Genomic DNA, 15,184 nt, shown 5'->3' on the forward strand with positions numbered 1-15,184 from the left:
CGAGGGGTGGCTGGTCCCGTCCGGCGGGCGCGGGCCGTACGGCCGGCCGTACCCCTGGAAACGGACGGGTCCCCGGCGCCGTGCGGCGCCGGGGACCCGTACGGGGCTGTCGTCAGGCCTGCGGCAGCCCGTCCAGCTGGGACTGGATGCGGGCGATGTCGTCGTCGGCCTTGGCGAGACGGCCGCGGATCTTGTCCACGACGTTGTCCGGGGCCTTCGCCAGGAACGCCTCGTTGCCGAGCTTGGCGTGGGCCTGGGCCTTCTCCTTCTCGGCGGCGGCCAGGTCCTTCGCGAGCCGCTTGCGCTCGGCCGCCACGTCGATCGTGCCGGAGAGGTCGAGCGCGACCGAGGCGCCCGCGACCGGGAGGGTCGCCGTGGCGGAGAAGTTCTCGCCCTCGGGCTGGAGACGCAGGAGCTGGCGGATGGCGGCCTCGTGCGGCGCCAGCGCCGTACCGTCCAGCGTCAGCCGGGCCGGGACCCGCTGGCCGGGCTGGAGGCCCTGGTCGGCGCGGAAGCGGCGGACCTCGGTGATGACCGACTGGAGGGTCTCGATCTCCCGCTCGGCGGCGGTGTCGCGGAAGCCGCTGTCGGCCGGCCAGTCGGCGACGACGACCGATTCGCCGCCGGTGAGGGTCGTCCACAGGGTGTCCGTGACGAACGGGACGACCGGGTGGAGCAGCTTCAGGGTGACGTCGAGGACCTCACCGAGGACGCGCTGGGAGACCTCGGCGCCCTCGCCGCCCGCCTGGAACGTCGTCTTGGACAGCTCGACGTACCAGTCGAAGACCTCGTCCCACGCGAAGTGGAAGAGGGCGTCGGAGAGCTTCGCGAACTGGAAGTCCTCGTAGAACGCGTCGACCTGGGCGACCGTCGCGTTGAGACGGGACAGGATCCAGCGGTCCGTCGCCGACATCCGCGACGGGTCGGGCAGCGGCCCCTCGACCGTCGCGCCGTTCATCAGCGCGAAGCGGGTGGCGTTCCAGATCTTGTTGGCGAAGTTGCGGGACGCCTGGACCCAGTCCTCGCCGATCGGGACGTCGGTGCCGGGGTTGGCGCCGCGGGCCAGGGTGAAGCGGACGGCGTCGGAGCCGTACTTGTCCATCCAGTCCAGCGGGTCGACGACGTTGCCGAAGGACTTCGACATCTTCTTGCCGCGCTCGTCACGGACGAGTCCGGTCAACGCGATGGTCTTGAAGGGGACTTCGCCGTCCATCGCGTACAGGCCGAACATCATCATCCGGGCGACCCAGAAGAAGATGATGTCGTGGCCGGTGAGCAGGACGTCGGTCGGGTAGAACTTCCGCAGGTCCTCGGTCTGTTCGGGCCAGCCGAGGGTGGAGAAGGGCCACAGGCCGGAGGAGAACCAGGTGTCGAGGACGTCGGTGTCCTGACGCCAGCCCTCACCGGTGGGCGGCTCCTCGTCGGGGCCGACGCAGACGATCTCGCCGTCCGGGCCGTACCAGACCGGGATGCGGTGGCCCCACCACAGCTGGCGCGAGATGCACCAGTCGTGCATGTTGTCGACCCAGTCGAAGTACCGCTTCTCCATCTCCTGCGGGTGGATGGTGACCCGGCCGTCGCGGACCGCGTCACCGGCGGCCTTGGCGAGCGGGCCGACCTTGACCCACCACTGCAGGGACAGCCGCGGCTCGACGGTGGTCTTGCAGCGCGAGCAGTGGCCGACGCTGTGCGTGTACGGCCGCTTCTCGGCGACGATCCGGCCCTGCGAGCGCAGCGCGCCGACGATCGCGGAGCGCGCCTCGAAGCGGTCCAGGCCCTGGAAGGGGCCGGGGACGGTGATGATCGCCCGCTCGTCCATGACCGTGATCGACTCCAGGCCGTGGCGCTGGCCGATGGCGAAGTCGTTGGGGTCGTGGGCCGGGGTGACCTTGACGGCACCGGTGCCGAACTCGGGGTCGACGTGGGTGTCGGCGACGACCGGGATGGTCCGGTCGGTCAGCGGCAGCTTGATGCGCTTGCCGACGAGGTGCCGGTAGCGCTCGTCGTCGGGGTGGACGGCGACGGCGGTGTCACCGAGCATCGTCTCGGCGCGGGTGGTGGCGACGACCAGCGTCTCCTCCCCCTCGCCGTACGTGATGGAGACGAGCTCGCCGTCGTCCTCCTGGTACTCGACCTCGATGTCGGAGATGGCCGTCAGACACCGGGGGCACCAGTTGATGATCCGCTCGGCGCGGTAGATCAGCTCGTCGTCGAACAGCTTCTTGAAGATGGTGAGGACGGCCTTGGACAGGCCCTCGTCCATGGTGAACCGCTCGCGGTCCCAGTCGACGCCGTCGCCCAGGCGCCGCATCTGGCCGAGGATCTTGCCGCCGTACTCCTCCTTCCACTGCCAGACGCGCTCGACGAACTCCTCGCGGCCCAGGTCGTGGCGGGACTTGCCCTCCTCGGCGAGCTGCTGCTCGACCTTGTTCTGGGTGGCGATGCCGGCGTGGTCCATACCGGGCAGCCACAGCGCCTCATGGCCCTGCATGCGCTTACGGCGGGTGAGCGCGTCCATGAGGGTGTGCTGGAAGGCGTGGCCCAGGTGGAGGGAGCCGGTGACGTTCGGCGGCGGGATGACGATGGTGTACGCGGGCTTGTCGCTCTTCGCGTCGGCGGCGAAGTAACCGCGTTCTACCCAGCGCTCGTACAGCGGTCCCTCTACATCGGCCGGCGCGTACTGGGTCGGCAGTTCGGTGTGGGGCGCTGTGGGCTGCTGCTGAGCGTTCTCGGTCACGGGGCCAGTGTAGGGGGGTCACGACGCCGTCCCGAAACCGATGCTTCTGTAACGGTGAGGGCCCCGATGCCGTGAGCGGGCTGTGCCTGAGCGAGGATGTCAGGAACACATAAGCATCTGAGGGGGAACCCAGAAAATGAGCTACAACCAGCCGGGCCCGTACGGCGGGCAGCCCCAGCAGCCCGGACCGTACGGCCAGCCGGGCCCCTACGGCCAGCAGCCGCCGCAGGCCCCCCAGCCCGGCTACGGCTACCCCCAGCAGGCCCCTCCGCCCCAGCCGGGCTACGGCTACCCGCAGCAGCCCCCGCAGGGCGTCCCGCCGCAGGGCCAGCCCCCGTACGGCCAGCCGCCCTACGGCCAGGCCCCCTACGGCATGCCCCAGCCCCCGGCCCCGGGCGGCGGCAAGAAGAAGCTCGGCCTGATCATCGGCGCGGTCGCGGTCGTCGCGGCGATCGCGGTGGGCGCGGCACTGGTGCTGGGCGGGGGCGGTGGTGGCTCGGACGTCGCCGACGACGGTCCGCACAAGCTGACGACTCCGGCGACGCTGCTCAACGGCGAGTACAAGCAGAGCGACGACGCCGAGAGCGGTGGCTTCGACGAGAGCGACGTCAAGGAAGCCGAGAAGCACGGCGTGAAGAACGCCAAGGACGTGTCGGCGGGTTACCAGTCCGGGGACGACAGCAACCCCCTCGCCATGCAGATGATCAACTTCATGGGTGTCTACGGCGAGATCGAGGACCCGGAAGCGGTCGTCGACGCGATGTTCGCGGACATGAAGAAGGAGGCCACGGACGAGGACGGGGCCGAGGTCGTCGGCAGCCCGAAGGCCTACACCCCGAGCGGTCTGGACGGCGCGGTCCTCAAGTGCCAGGAGACGAAGTACAAGGACACCTCGTCCTCCACGTCGACCGGCCCCAGCTCGGTCAGCATGCCGGTCTGCATCTGGGGTGACCACAGCACGCTGGGCGTCATCATCCACGTCGACCTGGCGAGCGCCATGGCGGGCAAGGGTGCCGACCTGGAGAGCGCGGCCGAGATGACGGCCAAGGTCCGCAAGGAAGTCCGCGTCAAGATCTGACCCGCCGCGGCACTTCGATTCGCACGACAAGGGGCCCAGCCACCCGGCTGGGCCCCTTCGCGTCGCGCGGCGGCACGAATCAGTTGCCGGTGGACGCCTTCGTGCAGGCGGTCCGCGCCCGTTCGCCTGCAACCAGGACGGGCCGCTCAACCTCGCCGGCCCCGTGGGCCGTCACCTCGGGTCCGACGACGTACCACTGCCTCAGACAGCTCCGGCAGGTCGCGGCACTGGCATGCGCCGTGCCGGCCGTCACGACCGCCCCGGCCGCCAGCACACTCGCGACAGCCAGCGCCATGAACATGGCTCGCCCGTACCGCGTGGCGGAAAAGGCGATGCCCGGCACATCGACATGTGCCGGGCATCGTCTGCCAGTTCGCGAGGGCTACGCCGTCTTCGCCTCGCCCGAGCCTCGGCCGCCGCGGGCGTCGCGGGGGATCAGGGTCGGGTTGACGTTGGAGTGGACGACGTCCGCGGTGATGACGACGCGGGCGACGTCCTTGCGGGACGGGATCTCGTACATGACGCCCTGGAGCACTTCCTCCATGATGGCGCGCAGGCCGCGCGCGCCCGTCTGGCGGAGGATCGCCTGGTCGGCGATGGCTTCGAGGGCCTCGCGGTCGAAGTCCAGCTCCACACCGTCGAGTTCGAAGAGCCGCTGGTACTGCTTGACCAGCGCGTTGCGAGGCTCCACCAGGATCTGGAGGAGGGCCTCGCGGTCGAGGTTGTGGACCGAGGTGATGACCGGGAGACGGCCGATGAACTCGGGGATCATCCCGAACTTCACCAGGTCCTCGGGCATGACGTCCTCGAACTGGTCCTTGGCCTCCAGCTCGCGCTTGGAGCGGATCGTCGCGCCGAAGCCGATGCCCTTGGCGCCCGCGCGGGACTCGATGAGCTTCTCCAGGCCGGCGAACGCGCCGCCCACGATGAACAGGACGTTCGTCGTGTCGATCTGGATGAACTCCTGGTGCGGGTGCTTGCGGCCGCCCTGCGGCGGGACCGAGGCCGTCGTGCCCTCCAGGATCTTCAGCAGGGCCTGCTGAACGCCCTCCCCCGAGACATCACGGGTGATCGAGGGGTTTTCACTCTTCCGCGCGACCTTGTCGATCTCATCGATGTAGATGATCCCGGTCTCGGCCTTCTTGACGTCGTAGTCAGCCGCCTGGATCAGCTTGAGCAGGATGTTCTCGACGTCCTCGCCGACATAGCCCGCCTCCGTCAGCGCCGTGGCGTCCGCGATCGCGAACGGCACGTTGAGCATGCGGGCCAGGGTCTGGGCCAGGAGGGTCTTGCCGGAGCCCGTGGGGCCCAGCAGCAGGATGTTGGACTTCGCCAGCTCGATCGCGTCGTCACGGCCGCTGCCGCCGCCGTTCTCGCCGGCCTGGACGCGCTTGTAGTGGTTGTAGACCGCCACGGAGAGGGCCTTCTTCGCCGCTTCCTGGCCCACCACGTAGCCCTCGAGGAACTCGTAGATCTCGCGGGGCTTGGGGAGTTCCTCCCAGCGCACCTCGCTCGTCTCCGCGAGCTCTTCCTCGATGATCTCGTTGCAGAGATCGATGCACTCGTCGCAGATGTAGACACCGGGCCCTGCGATGAGCTTCTTGACCTGCTTCTGGCTCTTGCCGCAGAACGAGCACTTGAGCAGATCGCCGCCGTCACCGATGCGTGCCACGGTGTGCTTCCCCTTCGCCTGGGAGACGCCTGGACGCTTTCGAATCCAGCGGCTCCTGGTGCTGCCTTATTCCGACGGTACCTTGCCTGGCCCCCCGTTCGGGCCCCCCTTGGCGCGGTTCACTTTGACGTGCAGCGTGTCAAAGCACACGAACCATGCCAAGGGGCGGCAGACGATACAGCCTCCGCCTAGCGGACGGCCGCGTTGTTCATCTTCCGGGTGGAGATGATCTGGTCGATCAGACCGTACGAGAGCGCTTCCTCGGCCGTGAGGATCTTGTCGCGCTCGATGTCCTCGCGGATCTTCTCGATCGGCGTGGTGGAGTGCTTGGCCAGCATCTCCTCCAGCTGCGCGCGCATCCGCAGGATCTCGTTGGCGGCGATCTCCAGGTCGGAGACCTGACCGCGGCCCGTCTCGCTGTACGGCTGGTGGATCAGCACGCGCGCGTTCGGCAGGGCCATGCGCTTGCCCGGCGTACCGGCGGCCAGCAGGATCGCGGCGGCGGAGGCCGCCTGGCCCATGCAGACCGTCTGGATGTCGGGCTTCACGAACTGCATCGTGTCGTAGATGGCCGTGAGCGCCGTGAAGGAGCCGCCGGGGCTGTTGATGTAGACCGAGATGTCCCGGTCCGGGTCCATCGACTCCAGGCACAGGAGCTGCGCCATGACGTCGTTGGCGGAGGCGTCGTCGATCTGCACGCCGAGGAAGATGACCCGCTCCTCGAAGAGCTTCGCGTACGGGTCGTACTCGCGGACGCCCTGCGAGGTGCGCTCGACGAAGCGCGGGATGACGTACCGGGACTCGGCGGCCGGGCCGGTGTACTCGGCGCGGGTGCGGTCGTACAGGCCGCTGCCGGGGAAGTCGTTCACTGTCTTGTCTCCTAGGAGCTGTGGCGGTCGGCTGGGGGCTGTGCGGGGGTCGTACGGGCCCCTGCGGGGGCTGCTCAGGCCCCGGTGCCGCCGCCGCCCGGCATGTTGGCGGCCGTGGTGATGACCTCGTCGATGAGGCCGTACTCCTTGGCCTCGTCCGCGTCGAACCAGCGGTCGCGGTCGGAGGCGCGGGTGATCTCCTCGAACGACTGACCGGTGTGCTGGGACGTGAGTTCGGCCATGCGCTTCTTGGTGTGCAGCAGCCGCTCGGCGTGGATCTTGATGTCCGAGGCCGAGCCGGCGAGACCGGCGGACGGCTGGTGGATCAGGATCTCGGCGTTCGGCAGCGCGAAGCGCTTGCCGGGGGTGCCCGCGCTGAGCAGGAACTGGCCCATGGAGGCGGCGAGGCCCATGGCGATGGTCACCACGTCGTTCTTGATGTACTGCATGGTGTCGTAGATCGCCATGCCGGCCGTGATCGAGCCGCCGGGGCTGTTGATGTAGAGGTAGATGTCCTTGTCGGGGTCGGCGGCAAGGAGCAGCAACTGTGCGGTGATCTTGTTCGCGATGTCGTCGTCGACCGGCTGGCCGAGGAAGATGATCCGCTCGTTGAGCAGCCGGTTGTAGACCTGGTCGCCGAGGCCACCACCGAAGTTGGGCTCACCGGCGGCGGAGGGCATCAGATTCGTCACGTATCCACCTGCTCGTCTTACGACGGCGCCGGGCCGTCTTCACGTTTCCCTACGGGAGGGAGCCGTCCGGGGACTCCACTGCCCTCATACTCATGGACCCTAACGCGCGGGTCCCTTCGGGGAATCCCGGAGTCGGGGGTGTTCGCCGGGGGCGTAGCCGGGGGCACGGGGTTTGGCCGCCCGCTCGCCGTCACCGCACCCGCCCGCCCGCGGCCGGATGGCAGAAGGGCCCCGGGATCACGCGGATCCTCAGGGCCCTTCCTTACGGCGTCACCGTGCCGTCAGGCCGGATCAGGCCTCGGTCTTCTCCTCGGCCGGGGTCTCCTCGGCGGCGGCCTCGGTCACCTCGTCCTCGTCGTCGTCCAGGTCGATGACCTCGCCGTTGGTGTCCTTGACCGTGGCGGCCTCGACCACGACGGCCAGGGCCTTGCCGCGGGCGACCTCACCGACGAGGAGCGGAACCTGACCGCCCTCGACGACGGCCTGCGCGAACTGGTCGGGGGACATGCCCGAGGAGGCGGCGCGGCGCATGAGGTGCTCGGTGAGCTCCTCCTGGTTCACGTTCAGCTTCTCGCGCTTGACCAGGGCGTCCAGGACGAACTGGGTCTTGATGCCCTTGACCGCGGCGTCCTTGGTCTCGGTGTCGAACTCTTCCTCGGTCTTGCCCTGGATCTCCAGGTACTTCGCGAGGTCGAGGCCCATCTGACCGAGCTGGTGGTGCTCAAGGTTGTGCTTGCGGGTGTTGATCTCGTCCTCGAGGAGCTTCTCGGGGACGGCCACCTCGACGAGGTCCAGCAGCTTCTCCAGGACGCGCTCCTGGGCCTGCGTGGCCTGGTCGTACTGCTTCATGTTCTCGAGGCGCTTGCGGCTGTCGGCGCGCAGCTCCTCCAGGGTGTCGAACTCGGAGGCGAGCTGCGCGAACTCGTCGTCCAGCTCGGGCAGTTCGCGGGCGGCGACCTGGGAGACCTTGACGGTCACCTCGGCCTCCTTGCCGGCCGCGGAGCCGCCCTTGAGCTCGGAGGTGAAGGTGGCCTCGCCACCGGCCTCCACGCCCTTGACGGCGTCGTCGATGCCTTCGAGGAGCTCACCGGAGCCGATGGTGTAGGAGACGCCGCTGGCGACGCCGTCCTCCAGCACCTCTCCGTCGACCTTGGCCTCCAGGTCGATCGTGACGACGTCGCCGTCCTCGGCGGCGCGCTCCACCGGGGAGGTGGAGGCGAAGCGCTCACGGAGCTGCTCGACGGACTTGTCGAGGTCCTCGTCGCTGACCTCGACCGCGTCGACCTCGACCTCGATGGAGGAGAAGTCCTCGGGGAGCGTGATCTCGGGGCGGATGTCGACCTCGGCGGTGAAGTTCAGCGTCTCGCCGTCCTTCAGCTCCGTGATGTCGACCTCGGGCTGGCCGAGCACGTCGAGGTCGGCCTCGTTGACCGCCTCGGTGTAGAACTTCGGAAGCGCGTCGTTGACGGCCTCCTCCAGCACGGCGCCACGGCCGAACCGCTGGTCGATGACGCGGGCGGGGATCTTGCCCTTGCGGAAGCCCTTCACCGTGACCTGCTGGTTGATCTTCTTGTACGCCGCGTCGAGGCTGTCCTTGAGCTCCTCGAAGGGCACCTCAATGCTGAGCCGAACCCGAGTGGGGTTCAGGGTCTCGACGGCGCTCTTCACGGTTCGGTCTCCTTGGGGGCTGACTTTAGGGATCTGCCCGGCAGAGAGACACACGGGCATGCAGCTTGCATAGTAACGGCAGCAGCGACACGCCCCAAAGGCGATCACCGGCGACGATCACTCGAAGTGAGCGCAGACGGCCGTACAAGGTGGTCGGGGTGGCGGGATTTGAACCCACGGCCTTCCGCTCCCAAAGCGGACGCGCTACCAAGCTGCGCCACACCCCGTCTGGTGCGACACGTAGGGTACATCCCCGCAGACAGCGAGGCTGCCGCATTTACGGGGTGTGCGATGAGGGGGGCCGACCCGCTACGATGCCTTCAGTGCCGCGGTCGGCTGACCTGCGGCGCGTCCTGTGCGGGCGTAGCTCAATGGTAGAGCACTAGTCTTCCAAACTAGCTACGCGGGTTCGATTCCCGTCGCCCGCTCTTCATGGCTCAGGGCCAGGTCGGAGGATGTCTCCCCGACCTGGCCCTGAGGCGTTCCACGGGCCGGAGGGCGCGCGCCGTCACCGCCCGCGCACGCTCCGTCGCGCGCCCTGTCGCGCAGGGGTGAGCCGGGGGCGGGCGCCGGGCGCCGTCCCCCGCGGCCCCCAGGGACCGGGCACCGCTAGAACTGGATCGAGTTGATGGTGTCGGCTATCGAGTTGAGGAAGCGCTGGATGTCGTCGGCCATGCCCGTCGAGGCGAGGAAGAAGCCGAACAGGATCGCCACGACGGCGGGTCCGGCCTTGAGGGATCCGCCACGGATCAACACCACCAAGATGATCGCCAACAGCAGCACCACTGACAGCGAAATGGCCACAACTGATCACACCCTCGGTCGGTCCACTCTCCCGGCCCGGGGATGCCGACCCAGCACACCCCCGCCAGAACCATCGTGCCACCAACCAGGCCGCTGTATGCGGCGGGTGATGCATCGTTGACCACACCTGTGCCTGGACTGTGGTGCGTCGAGAGGTCCCCGTCGCCAACCCGGCAGGCATCGTACGGGAATTCGAGAGTTCGCCCGTACGGGTTTCACGCCAGTGCGGGCCACACAATCGGACAGGTTCGTTTCCGTGTCCACACATTCTCTTCGCAGGGAACGTAAATAAATCGAAGCGGACATTCAGCAGGTGTCGACCGCCGACCTTATGCACCATTTAGTCGGGATGAGTCCTACCAAAACGGCGCTTGCGCGGACCTCGGAGTCTTCGAGGTTCCGGGTAATTCCCTTGGCCTTCAGGGCGATTACCTGGAACAACTCGGCCGGTTTCACTGAATCGCACAGGCGGCGCTAGGGTGCCTCAGATGTTCCCGCCAGTTCGGCCGGCGCAGCCCGGCAAGCAACGCGACGCGTTCTTCGACAACGCCAAGTACCTGGCGATCGTGCTCGTCGCCGTCGGTCACGCCTGGGAGCCGCTCAAGGGTGACAGCCGCATCCTGGAGGCCGCGTACACGGTCGTGTACTCGTTCCACATGCCGGCGTTCATCGTCATCTCCGGCTTCTTCTCCCGCAGCTTCGACATGCGTCCCGACCGGGTCAGACGGCTCGTCACCGGCGTCGCCGTGCCGTACGTGCTCTTCGAGTCGGCGTACGTCGTCTTCGAGCGGACCGTCGGCGGCGACTCCGGCATGGAGTTCAGCCTGCTCGACCCCTGGTACCTGACCTGGTTCCTGTGCGCGCTGTTCGTCTGGCGGCTGTGCACCCCGGCCCTGCGCACGCTCCGCCGGCCGCTGCTCTTCTCGCTCGGCGTGGCCATGCTCGCGTCCGTGACACCGTCCATCGGGGACGACCTGGACCTTCAGCGGGTGCTCCAGTTCCTGCCGTACTTCGTGCTGGGACTGTGCATGCGGCCCGAGCACTTCCAGCGGGTGCGCACCCGCGCGGTGCGGATCGCGTCGGTGCCCGTGTTCGCCGCCGCGCTCGCCGTCGGCTGGTGGGCGGTGCCGCGGATGAACACCGCGTGGTTCTACCACCGGGACGCCGCGCAGGAGTTGGGCGCGCCCTGGTGGGCCGGGCCGGTCATGGTGCTCGCGATGTTCGGCTGCTCGCTGCTGCTGACGGCCTGCTTCTTCGCCTGGGTGCCGCGCCGGAACATGTGGTTCACCGCGCTCGGCGCGGGCACGCTCTACGGCTATCTGCTGCACGGTTTCGTGGTGAAGGGCGCCGACCACGCGGGCTGGTTCGAGCACGCGTGGCTGCACGGGCCGCTCGGCGAGGTCCTCGTCTCCGTGATCGCCGCGGCCGTCGTCACCGTGCTGTGCACCAAGCCCGTCCAGCGGGTCTTCCGGTTCGCGATGGAGCCGAGGATGGCGTGGGCGTTCAAGCCGGAGCCGGCCGCCACGACGGGCGCACCGGCCGGGGAGCGGCAGCCGCAGGAGCGGGACCAGGACCGGGAGCGCCGCGAGAAGGTGCTCGCCTAGCCGGTGCCGGCGGACGGTACGGGTCGACCGGTACCGGTCGGGCGGTACCGGTCGGGCGGTACGGGGTCAGGCGGTCGGGTCCAGGCCGAGGAGTGCCCGCATGCGGGCGTACTTCTCGGTCAGCCGCCGGCCGGTCATCCCGTCGAGGACCGCCAGGCGGGCCGGGTCCGCGTTGTGCGCCAGGTCCGCCTGCTTCACCAGCAGCGCGCCCGGAGTGCCCAGGATGCGCCCGGCGTACGCCTCGGGGCTCTCCCCCGCCCGTTTGGTCACGGCGAGCACGATGGCCCTCGTACGGTCCGACAGCGGGGCCGCGAGCAGCCATTCCTCGGTGAGCGCGTCGTCCTCGACGGCGTCGTGCAGCCAGGCCGCGGCGATCTGGTCGGCGTCGCCGCCCCGGGCGCGGACGCCCTCGGCGACGGCCTGGAGGTGCTCGGCGTAGGGGCGTCCGGCCTTGTCGGTCTGGCCGGCGTGTGCGGCGCGGGCGACGGCCTCGACCTCGGGCTCGGTGAGTGGGGTCATCCGGCCAGTGTGCCCCGGGGCGCGGATCAGCCCCCGGCGACCTGGGTGGTGGTGGGGCCCTCGCGGGTGATGAGCAGCAGGGCCCGGTCGTCGTTGACGTCCTTGGCGACGGCCTCGATGAGATGCCAGGCGGCGCCGTGGAAGCCGCCCGCGACATAGCGGTCCGCCTCGCCGGTGAGCCGGTCGATGCCCTCGACGATGTCCCGCTCGGAGGTCTCCACGAGGCCGTCCGTGAACAGCATCAGCACGTCCCCGGGGCGCAGCGAGCCCTTCACGGGGTCGAACTGGGCGCCGTCGTACACCCCGAGGAGCGGGCCCTCGGCGGCCTTCTCCTCCCAGCGGCCGGTGCCCGCGCTGAGCTGGACGCCCGGCGGGTGGCCGGCCGAGTACAGCTCGTAGTCGCCGGAGTCGAGGTCCAGGACCAGGTGGATCGAGGTCGCGAAGCCCTCGTCCCAGTCCTGGCGCAGGAGGTAGCCGTTGGCGGCCGTGAGGAAGGCGTGCGGGGGCAGCGAGCCGAGGAGGCCGCCGAAGGCTCCGGACAGCAGCAGGGCGCGCGAGGCGGCGTCCATGCCCTTGCCGGAGACGTCCGTGAGCACGGCCTCCAGGGTGCGGCCGTTGTTGGTGCGCGCGGCGACGACGAAGTCGCCGGAGAAGGACTGGCCGCCCGCCGGGCGCAGCGCCATCTCGCGGTGCCAGCCGTGCGGCAGCTTCGGCAGCTTGCTCTGCACCCGGATGCGTTCGCGCAGGTCGAAGAGCATGGTGCCGCCGCGCCGCCAGGGCACGCCGACCCGGCTGCGGAACTGGGCGATGAGCAGCCCGAAGAATCCGCACGCCGCGACGACCAGGACCACACCGGGGGTGACCCGGGAGGGGCCTTCCGTGTACGGGCCCAGTTGCACCGACTCCACGATCAGCGCCGTGGCCGCCGCCGCGTACAGGCCGAGCAGGCTCGCCGGGCGCAGCAGCAGGCCGCCCGTGACGATCGGGAGGACCAGCGCGGCCGGGGAGCACCACACGGAGTTGGCGAGGGTCGTCGCCGCGATGAGGGGGATCGTGAACAGCAGAAGGGCCAGGGCGACCCAGTCCGAGCCGTCCCCGCGGAAGTAGTCGACGGCACTTCTGCGCACGCCGACGCGAGCCCGGTGCCACTGCATCTTCAACCGGGCCGTGAACGTCTCGGCTTCCGCGCGCCGCTCTCGTCCTGCTGCCATTAGTTGGGGACCCTATCCATCGGACCTGCTGCTTGGCACGGGAGGTCCCACTTGTCCCCCCTCCGAGGTTCGACTTCACAGTGAACTTCACGGAAAGCCGCTTCGCGGCCACCAAGGAGAAATTCCCTGGCTCGTCCCGCATTGCCCTGGTAGGCATGGCCCATGGCAACTGAGTCCCGGAACCCCGCGTCCATGGCGGCCGACCTGCGAGTACTGCGGCAGGACGACTGGAACGAGTGGTACGACACCCTGATCCGCGCCTTCGGCGGCGTGCCCGAGGCGCCCGAGGAACGGGAGTTGTGGGACGCGCTCACCGAGGTGGACCGTTCGATCGGCGCCTGGGACGGGGGCGTGTGCGTCGGTTCGGCGGGCGCGTTCGGTTTCCGGCTCACGGTGCCCGGCGGCGCCTCGGTGCCCGTGGCCGGGGTGACGATGGTGAGCGTGGCCGCGACCCACCGGCGGCGCGGGATCCTGCGGTCGATGATGCGGCGGCAACTGGACGACGTGCGGTCCTGGGGCGAGCCCCTCGCCGTGCTGACGGCCTCGGAACCGGAGATCTACGGCCGGTTCGGGTACGCCGCGGCGACCTTCAACGTGACCGCGGAGATCGACACGACCCGGGTACGGCTGTCCGTGCCGCCCGGTACCGACGACGTACAGGTCCGCTACGCGCGGCCGGCCGACGTGCTGGACGCCTGTGAGGCGGTGTACGCGCGGCTGGTGCCCGGACGGCCGGGGATGCTGGCGCGCGCGCCCGGCTGGGAGCGTGTCGGGCTCCTCGACCCCGAGAGCGAGCGGGCGGGCGCGTCGCCGTTGCAGTGCGTCGTCGCCACGCGGGACGGGGGGACCGTCGGGTACGCGCGGTTCCAGGTGAAGCCCGAGTGGGGTGCCGCGGGGCCCGAGGGGACCGTCCTCGTCCGTGATGTGCAGGGGCTCGACCCGGCCGCGAACGCCGCCCTGTGGCGGTTCCTGTTCGATGTCGACCTCACGTCGCGGCTCACCACCCGCGGGCGGCCGGTCGACGAGGGCTGGCAGCATCTCGTCTCCGACATCCGGCGCTGTCAGCTGCGCGAGCGGGACTCGCTGCATGTACGGCTGGTCGACCTGGGTGCCGCGTTGCAGGCCCGCACCTACCAGGCGCCGGTGGACGTGGTGTTCGAGGTCGAGGACGCCTTCTGCCCCTGGAACGCGGGCCGTTGGCGGCTCAGCGGCGACTCCAAGGGCGCGTCCTGCGAGCCCACCCGGGACACTCCCGATCTCGCTCTGTCCGTACGGGAGTTGGGGGCGGCGTACCTCGGCGGGGTGAGCCTCGCGGCACTGGCCTCGGCGGGCCGGGTACGGGAACTGCGCCAAGGGGCCCTGGCGGAGGCGTCGGTGGGCTTCGGGAGTGTGCTGGCGCCCTGGCTGCCGCACGGCTTCTGAGGGCCGCCGCACGGCTTCCGAGCGGCCGGAGCGGTCCGCCGGGCGGTCAGGACCGCTGGCAGGTGGGGCACCAGAAGAGGTTGCGGGCCGCGAGGTCGGCGGTGCGGATCTCCGTGGCGCAGACGAGGCAGGGCATCGTGGCGCGGCGGTAGACGTAGACCTCGCCGCCGTGGTCGTCCTTGCGCGGGGGGCGGCCCATCGCCTCCGGGGTGTGCTCCGGGCGGACGGTGTCGATGCGGTTGTTGCGGACGCCCTCGCGCATCAGGCCGACGAGGTCGCTCCAGATCGCGTCCCACTCGGCGCGGGTGATGTCCTTGCCCGCGCGGTACGGGTCGATGCCGTGCCGGAAGAGGACCTCGGCGCGGTAGACGTTGCCCACGCCCGCGATGACCTTCTGGTCCATGAGGAGCGCCGCGATCGTCGTACGGCTGCGGGAGATCCGGGCGAGGGCCCGGTCGGGGTCGGCGTCCTCGCGCAGCGGGTCGGGGCCCAGGCGGTCGTGTATCGCCCGCTTCTCGCCGTCGGTGACGAGCGCGCAGGTGGTGGGGCCGCGGAGGTCGACGTACGCGGTGGGGTTCGCCAGGCGGAGGCGGACCGTGTCCGTGGGCGGCGGCGCGGGGGTGGGGCCGAAGGCGACCTTGCCGAAGAGGCCGAGGTGGATGTGGATCCACTCGGTGGCGGGGCCGGTGTCGCGGAAGCCGAGGAAGAGGTGCTTGCCGTGGGCTTCGGTACGGGTGAGCTCCGCGCGGTCGAGGAGGGCGGCGGCGTCGGAGAACTTGCCCTGGGGGCTGGTGACGCGGGGGGCCGTGCCGAGGAACGCGGCGGCGTAGTCCTGGGCCAGCCGGTGGATGGTGTGGCCCTCGGGCACGGTGACTCCTCGGTCGTGTCGTTCTCGCCGCGCGCCGGAC

13 protein-coding genes and 2 tRNA genes are annotated in these 15,184 nt (G+C 69.8%); 4 read left to right on the forward strand and 11 right to left on the reverse strand.

Going from position 1 to position 15,184, the window contains the following annotated elements:
- Nucleotides 1-112: 112 nt before the first annotated feature.
- Nucleotides 113-2,737: a valine--tRNA ligase gene (locus ACIPSE_RS01700; RefSeq protein ID WP_401656253.1), complete on the reverse strand. Its 2,625-nt coding sequence runs from the start codon at nucleotides 2,735-2,737 to the stop codon at nucleotides 113-115.
- Between the two features lie 136 nt (nucleotides 2,738-2,873).
- Between ACIPSE_RS01700 and ACIPSE_RS01705 the strand changes: the two genes are divergently transcribed.
- Entirely contained in the window at nucleotides 2,874-3,815 is a 942-nt protein-coding gene (locus ACIPSE_RS01705) for a hypothetical protein (RefSeq protein WP_401656255.1), read from the forward strand.
- A 79-nt stretch (nucleotides 3,816-3,894) separates the two neighbouring features.
- Here ACIPSE_RS01705 and ACIPSE_RS01710 read toward each other — a convergent pair whose 3' ends face one another.
- The 6 genes from ACIPSE_RS01710 to ACIPSE_RS01735 form a co-directional block, all read right to left on the reverse strand.
- On the reverse strand, nucleotides 3,895-4,116 hold the full coding sequence (locus tag ACIPSE_RS01710; RefSeq protein ID WP_401656256.1) for a hypothetical protein: 222 nt from the start codon (nucleotides 4,114-4,116) through the stop codon (nucleotides 3,895-3,897).
- Nucleotides 4,117-4,197: 81 nt separating this feature from the next.
- Nucleotides 4,198-5,487: an ATP-dependent Clp protease ATP-binding subunit ClpX gene (clpX, locus tag ACIPSE_RS01715; protein ID WP_401656258.1), complete on the reverse strand. Its 1,290-nt coding sequence runs from the start codon at nucleotides 5,485-5,487 to the stop codon at nucleotides 4,198-4,200.
- Between the two features lie 188 nt (nucleotides 5,488-5,675).
- Entirely contained in the window at nucleotides 5,676-6,356 is a 681-nt protein-coding gene (locus tag ACIPSE_RS01720) for an ATP-dependent Clp protease proteolytic subunit (protein WP_401656260.1), read from the reverse strand.
- A gap of 74 nt (nucleotides 6,357-6,430) precedes the next feature.
- Nucleotides 6,431-7,036: an ATP-dependent Clp protease proteolytic subunit gene (locus tag ACIPSE_RS01725; RefSeq protein ID WP_171143358.1), complete on the reverse strand. Its 606-nt coding sequence runs from the start codon at nucleotides 7,034-7,036 to the stop codon at nucleotides 6,431-6,433.
- Nucleotides 7,037-7,339: 303 nt separating this feature from the next.
- On the reverse strand, nucleotides 7,340-8,716 hold the full coding sequence (gene tig, locus ACIPSE_RS01730) for a trigger factor (RefSeq protein WP_401656263.1): 1,377 nt from the start codon (nucleotides 8,714-8,716) through the stop codon (nucleotides 7,340-7,342).
- A gap of 150 nt (nucleotides 8,717-8,866) precedes the next feature.
- Nucleotides 8,867-8,943 (reverse strand) — tRNA-Pro (locus ACIPSE_RS01735).
- A 130-nt stretch (nucleotides 8,944-9,073) separates the two neighbouring features.
- Between ACIPSE_RS01735 and ACIPSE_RS01740 the strand changes: the two genes are divergently transcribed.
- Nucleotides 9,074-9,144, forward strand: a tRNA-Gly gene (locus ACIPSE_RS01740).
- Between the two features lie 181 nt (nucleotides 9,145-9,325).
- Here the strand turns inward: ACIPSE_RS01740 and ACIPSE_RS01745 are convergent.
- Nucleotides 9,326-9,520, reverse strand: a complete 195-nt coding sequence (locus tag ACIPSE_RS01745) for a hypothetical protein (RefSeq protein WP_401656265.1) — start codon at nucleotides 9,518-9,520, stop codon at nucleotides 9,326-9,328.
- A 488-nt stretch (nucleotides 9,521-10,008) separates the two neighbouring features.
- Here ACIPSE_RS01745 and ACIPSE_RS01750 point away from each other — a divergent pair, with 488 nt between their 5' ends.
- Nucleotides 10,009-11,124: an acyltransferase family protein gene (locus ACIPSE_RS01750; RefSeq protein WP_401656267.1), complete on the forward strand. Its 1,116-nt coding sequence runs from the start codon at nucleotides 10,009-10,011 to the stop codon at nucleotides 11,122-11,124.
- 66 nt (nucleotides 11,125-11,190) lie between these two features.
- Here the strand turns inward: ACIPSE_RS01750 and ACIPSE_RS01755 are convergent, their stop codons facing one another.
- Together ACIPSE_RS01755 and ACIPSE_RS01760 are read right to left on the reverse strand one after the other, a co-directional pair.
- Complete coding sequence (locus ACIPSE_RS01755; RefSeq protein WP_401656269.1) at nucleotides 11,191-11,643, reverse strand: HD domain-containing protein; 453 nt, start codon at nucleotides 11,641-11,643, stop codon at nucleotides 11,191-11,193.
- Nucleotides 11,644-11,669: 26 nt separating this feature from the next.
- A complete protein-coding gene (locus tag ACIPSE_RS01760) occupies nucleotides 11,670-12,854 on the reverse strand; it encodes a PP2C family protein-serine/threonine phosphatase (RefSeq protein ID WP_401656271.1) in 1,185 nt (394 codons plus the stop codon).
- Between the two features lie 192 nt (nucleotides 12,855-13,046).
- On the opposite strand from ACIPSE_RS01760, the gene ACIPSE_RS01765 reads away from it, so the two are divergent.
- Nucleotides 13,047-14,276, forward strand: a complete 1,230-nt coding sequence (locus tag ACIPSE_RS01765; protein ID WP_401657628.1) for a GNAT family N-acetyltransferase — start codon at nucleotides 13,047-13,049, stop codon at nucleotides 14,274-14,276.
- 46 nt (nucleotides 14,277-14,322) lie between these two features.
- Here the strand turns inward: ACIPSE_RS01765 and ACIPSE_RS01770 are convergent, their stop codons facing one another.
- On the reverse strand, nucleotides 14,323-15,144 hold the full coding sequence (locus ACIPSE_RS01770; RefSeq protein WP_401656273.1) for an Fpg/Nei family DNA glycosylase: 822 nt from the start codon (nucleotides 15,142-15,144) through the stop codon (nucleotides 14,323-14,325).
- Between the last annotated feature and the right edge of the window lie 40 nt (nucleotides 15,145-15,184).

This window comes from Streptomyces sp. NPDC090106 (genome assembly GCF_044747265.1).
Lineage (GTDB): Bacteria > Actinomycetota > Actinomycetes > Streptomycetales > Streptomycetaceae > Streptomyces.

Coding starts and splice junctions, on each gene's coding strand:
- ACIPSE_RS01765 (WP_401657628.1), top strand. CDS start 13,047: ATGGCGGCCGACCTGCGAGTACTGCGGCAGGACGACTGGAACGAGTGG.
- ACIPSE_RS01710 (WP_401656256.1), bottom strand. CDS start 4,116: ATGTTCATGGCGCTGGCTGTCGCGAGTGTGCTGGCGGCCGGGGCGGTC.
- ACIPSE_RS01755 (WP_401656269.1), bottom strand. CDS start 11,643: ATGACCCCACTCACCGAGCCCGAGGTCGAGGCCGTCGCCCGCGCCGCA.
- ACIPSE_RS01725 (WP_171143358.1), bottom strand. CDS start 7,036: ATGCCCTCCGCCGCCGGTGAGCCCAACTTCGGTGGTGGCCTCGGCGAC.
- ACIPSE_RS01705 (WP_401656255.1), top strand. CDS start 2,874: ATGAGCTACAACCAGCCGGGCCCGTACGGCGGGCAGCCCCAGCAGCCC.
- ACIPSE_RS01760 (WP_401656271.1), bottom strand. CDS start 12,854: ATGGCAGCAGGACGAGAGCGGCGCGCGGAAGCCGAGACGTTCACGGCC.
- ACIPSE_RS01750 (WP_401656267.1), top strand. CDS start 10,009: ATGTTCCCGCCAGTTCGGCCGGCGCAGCCCGGCAAGCAACGCGACGCG.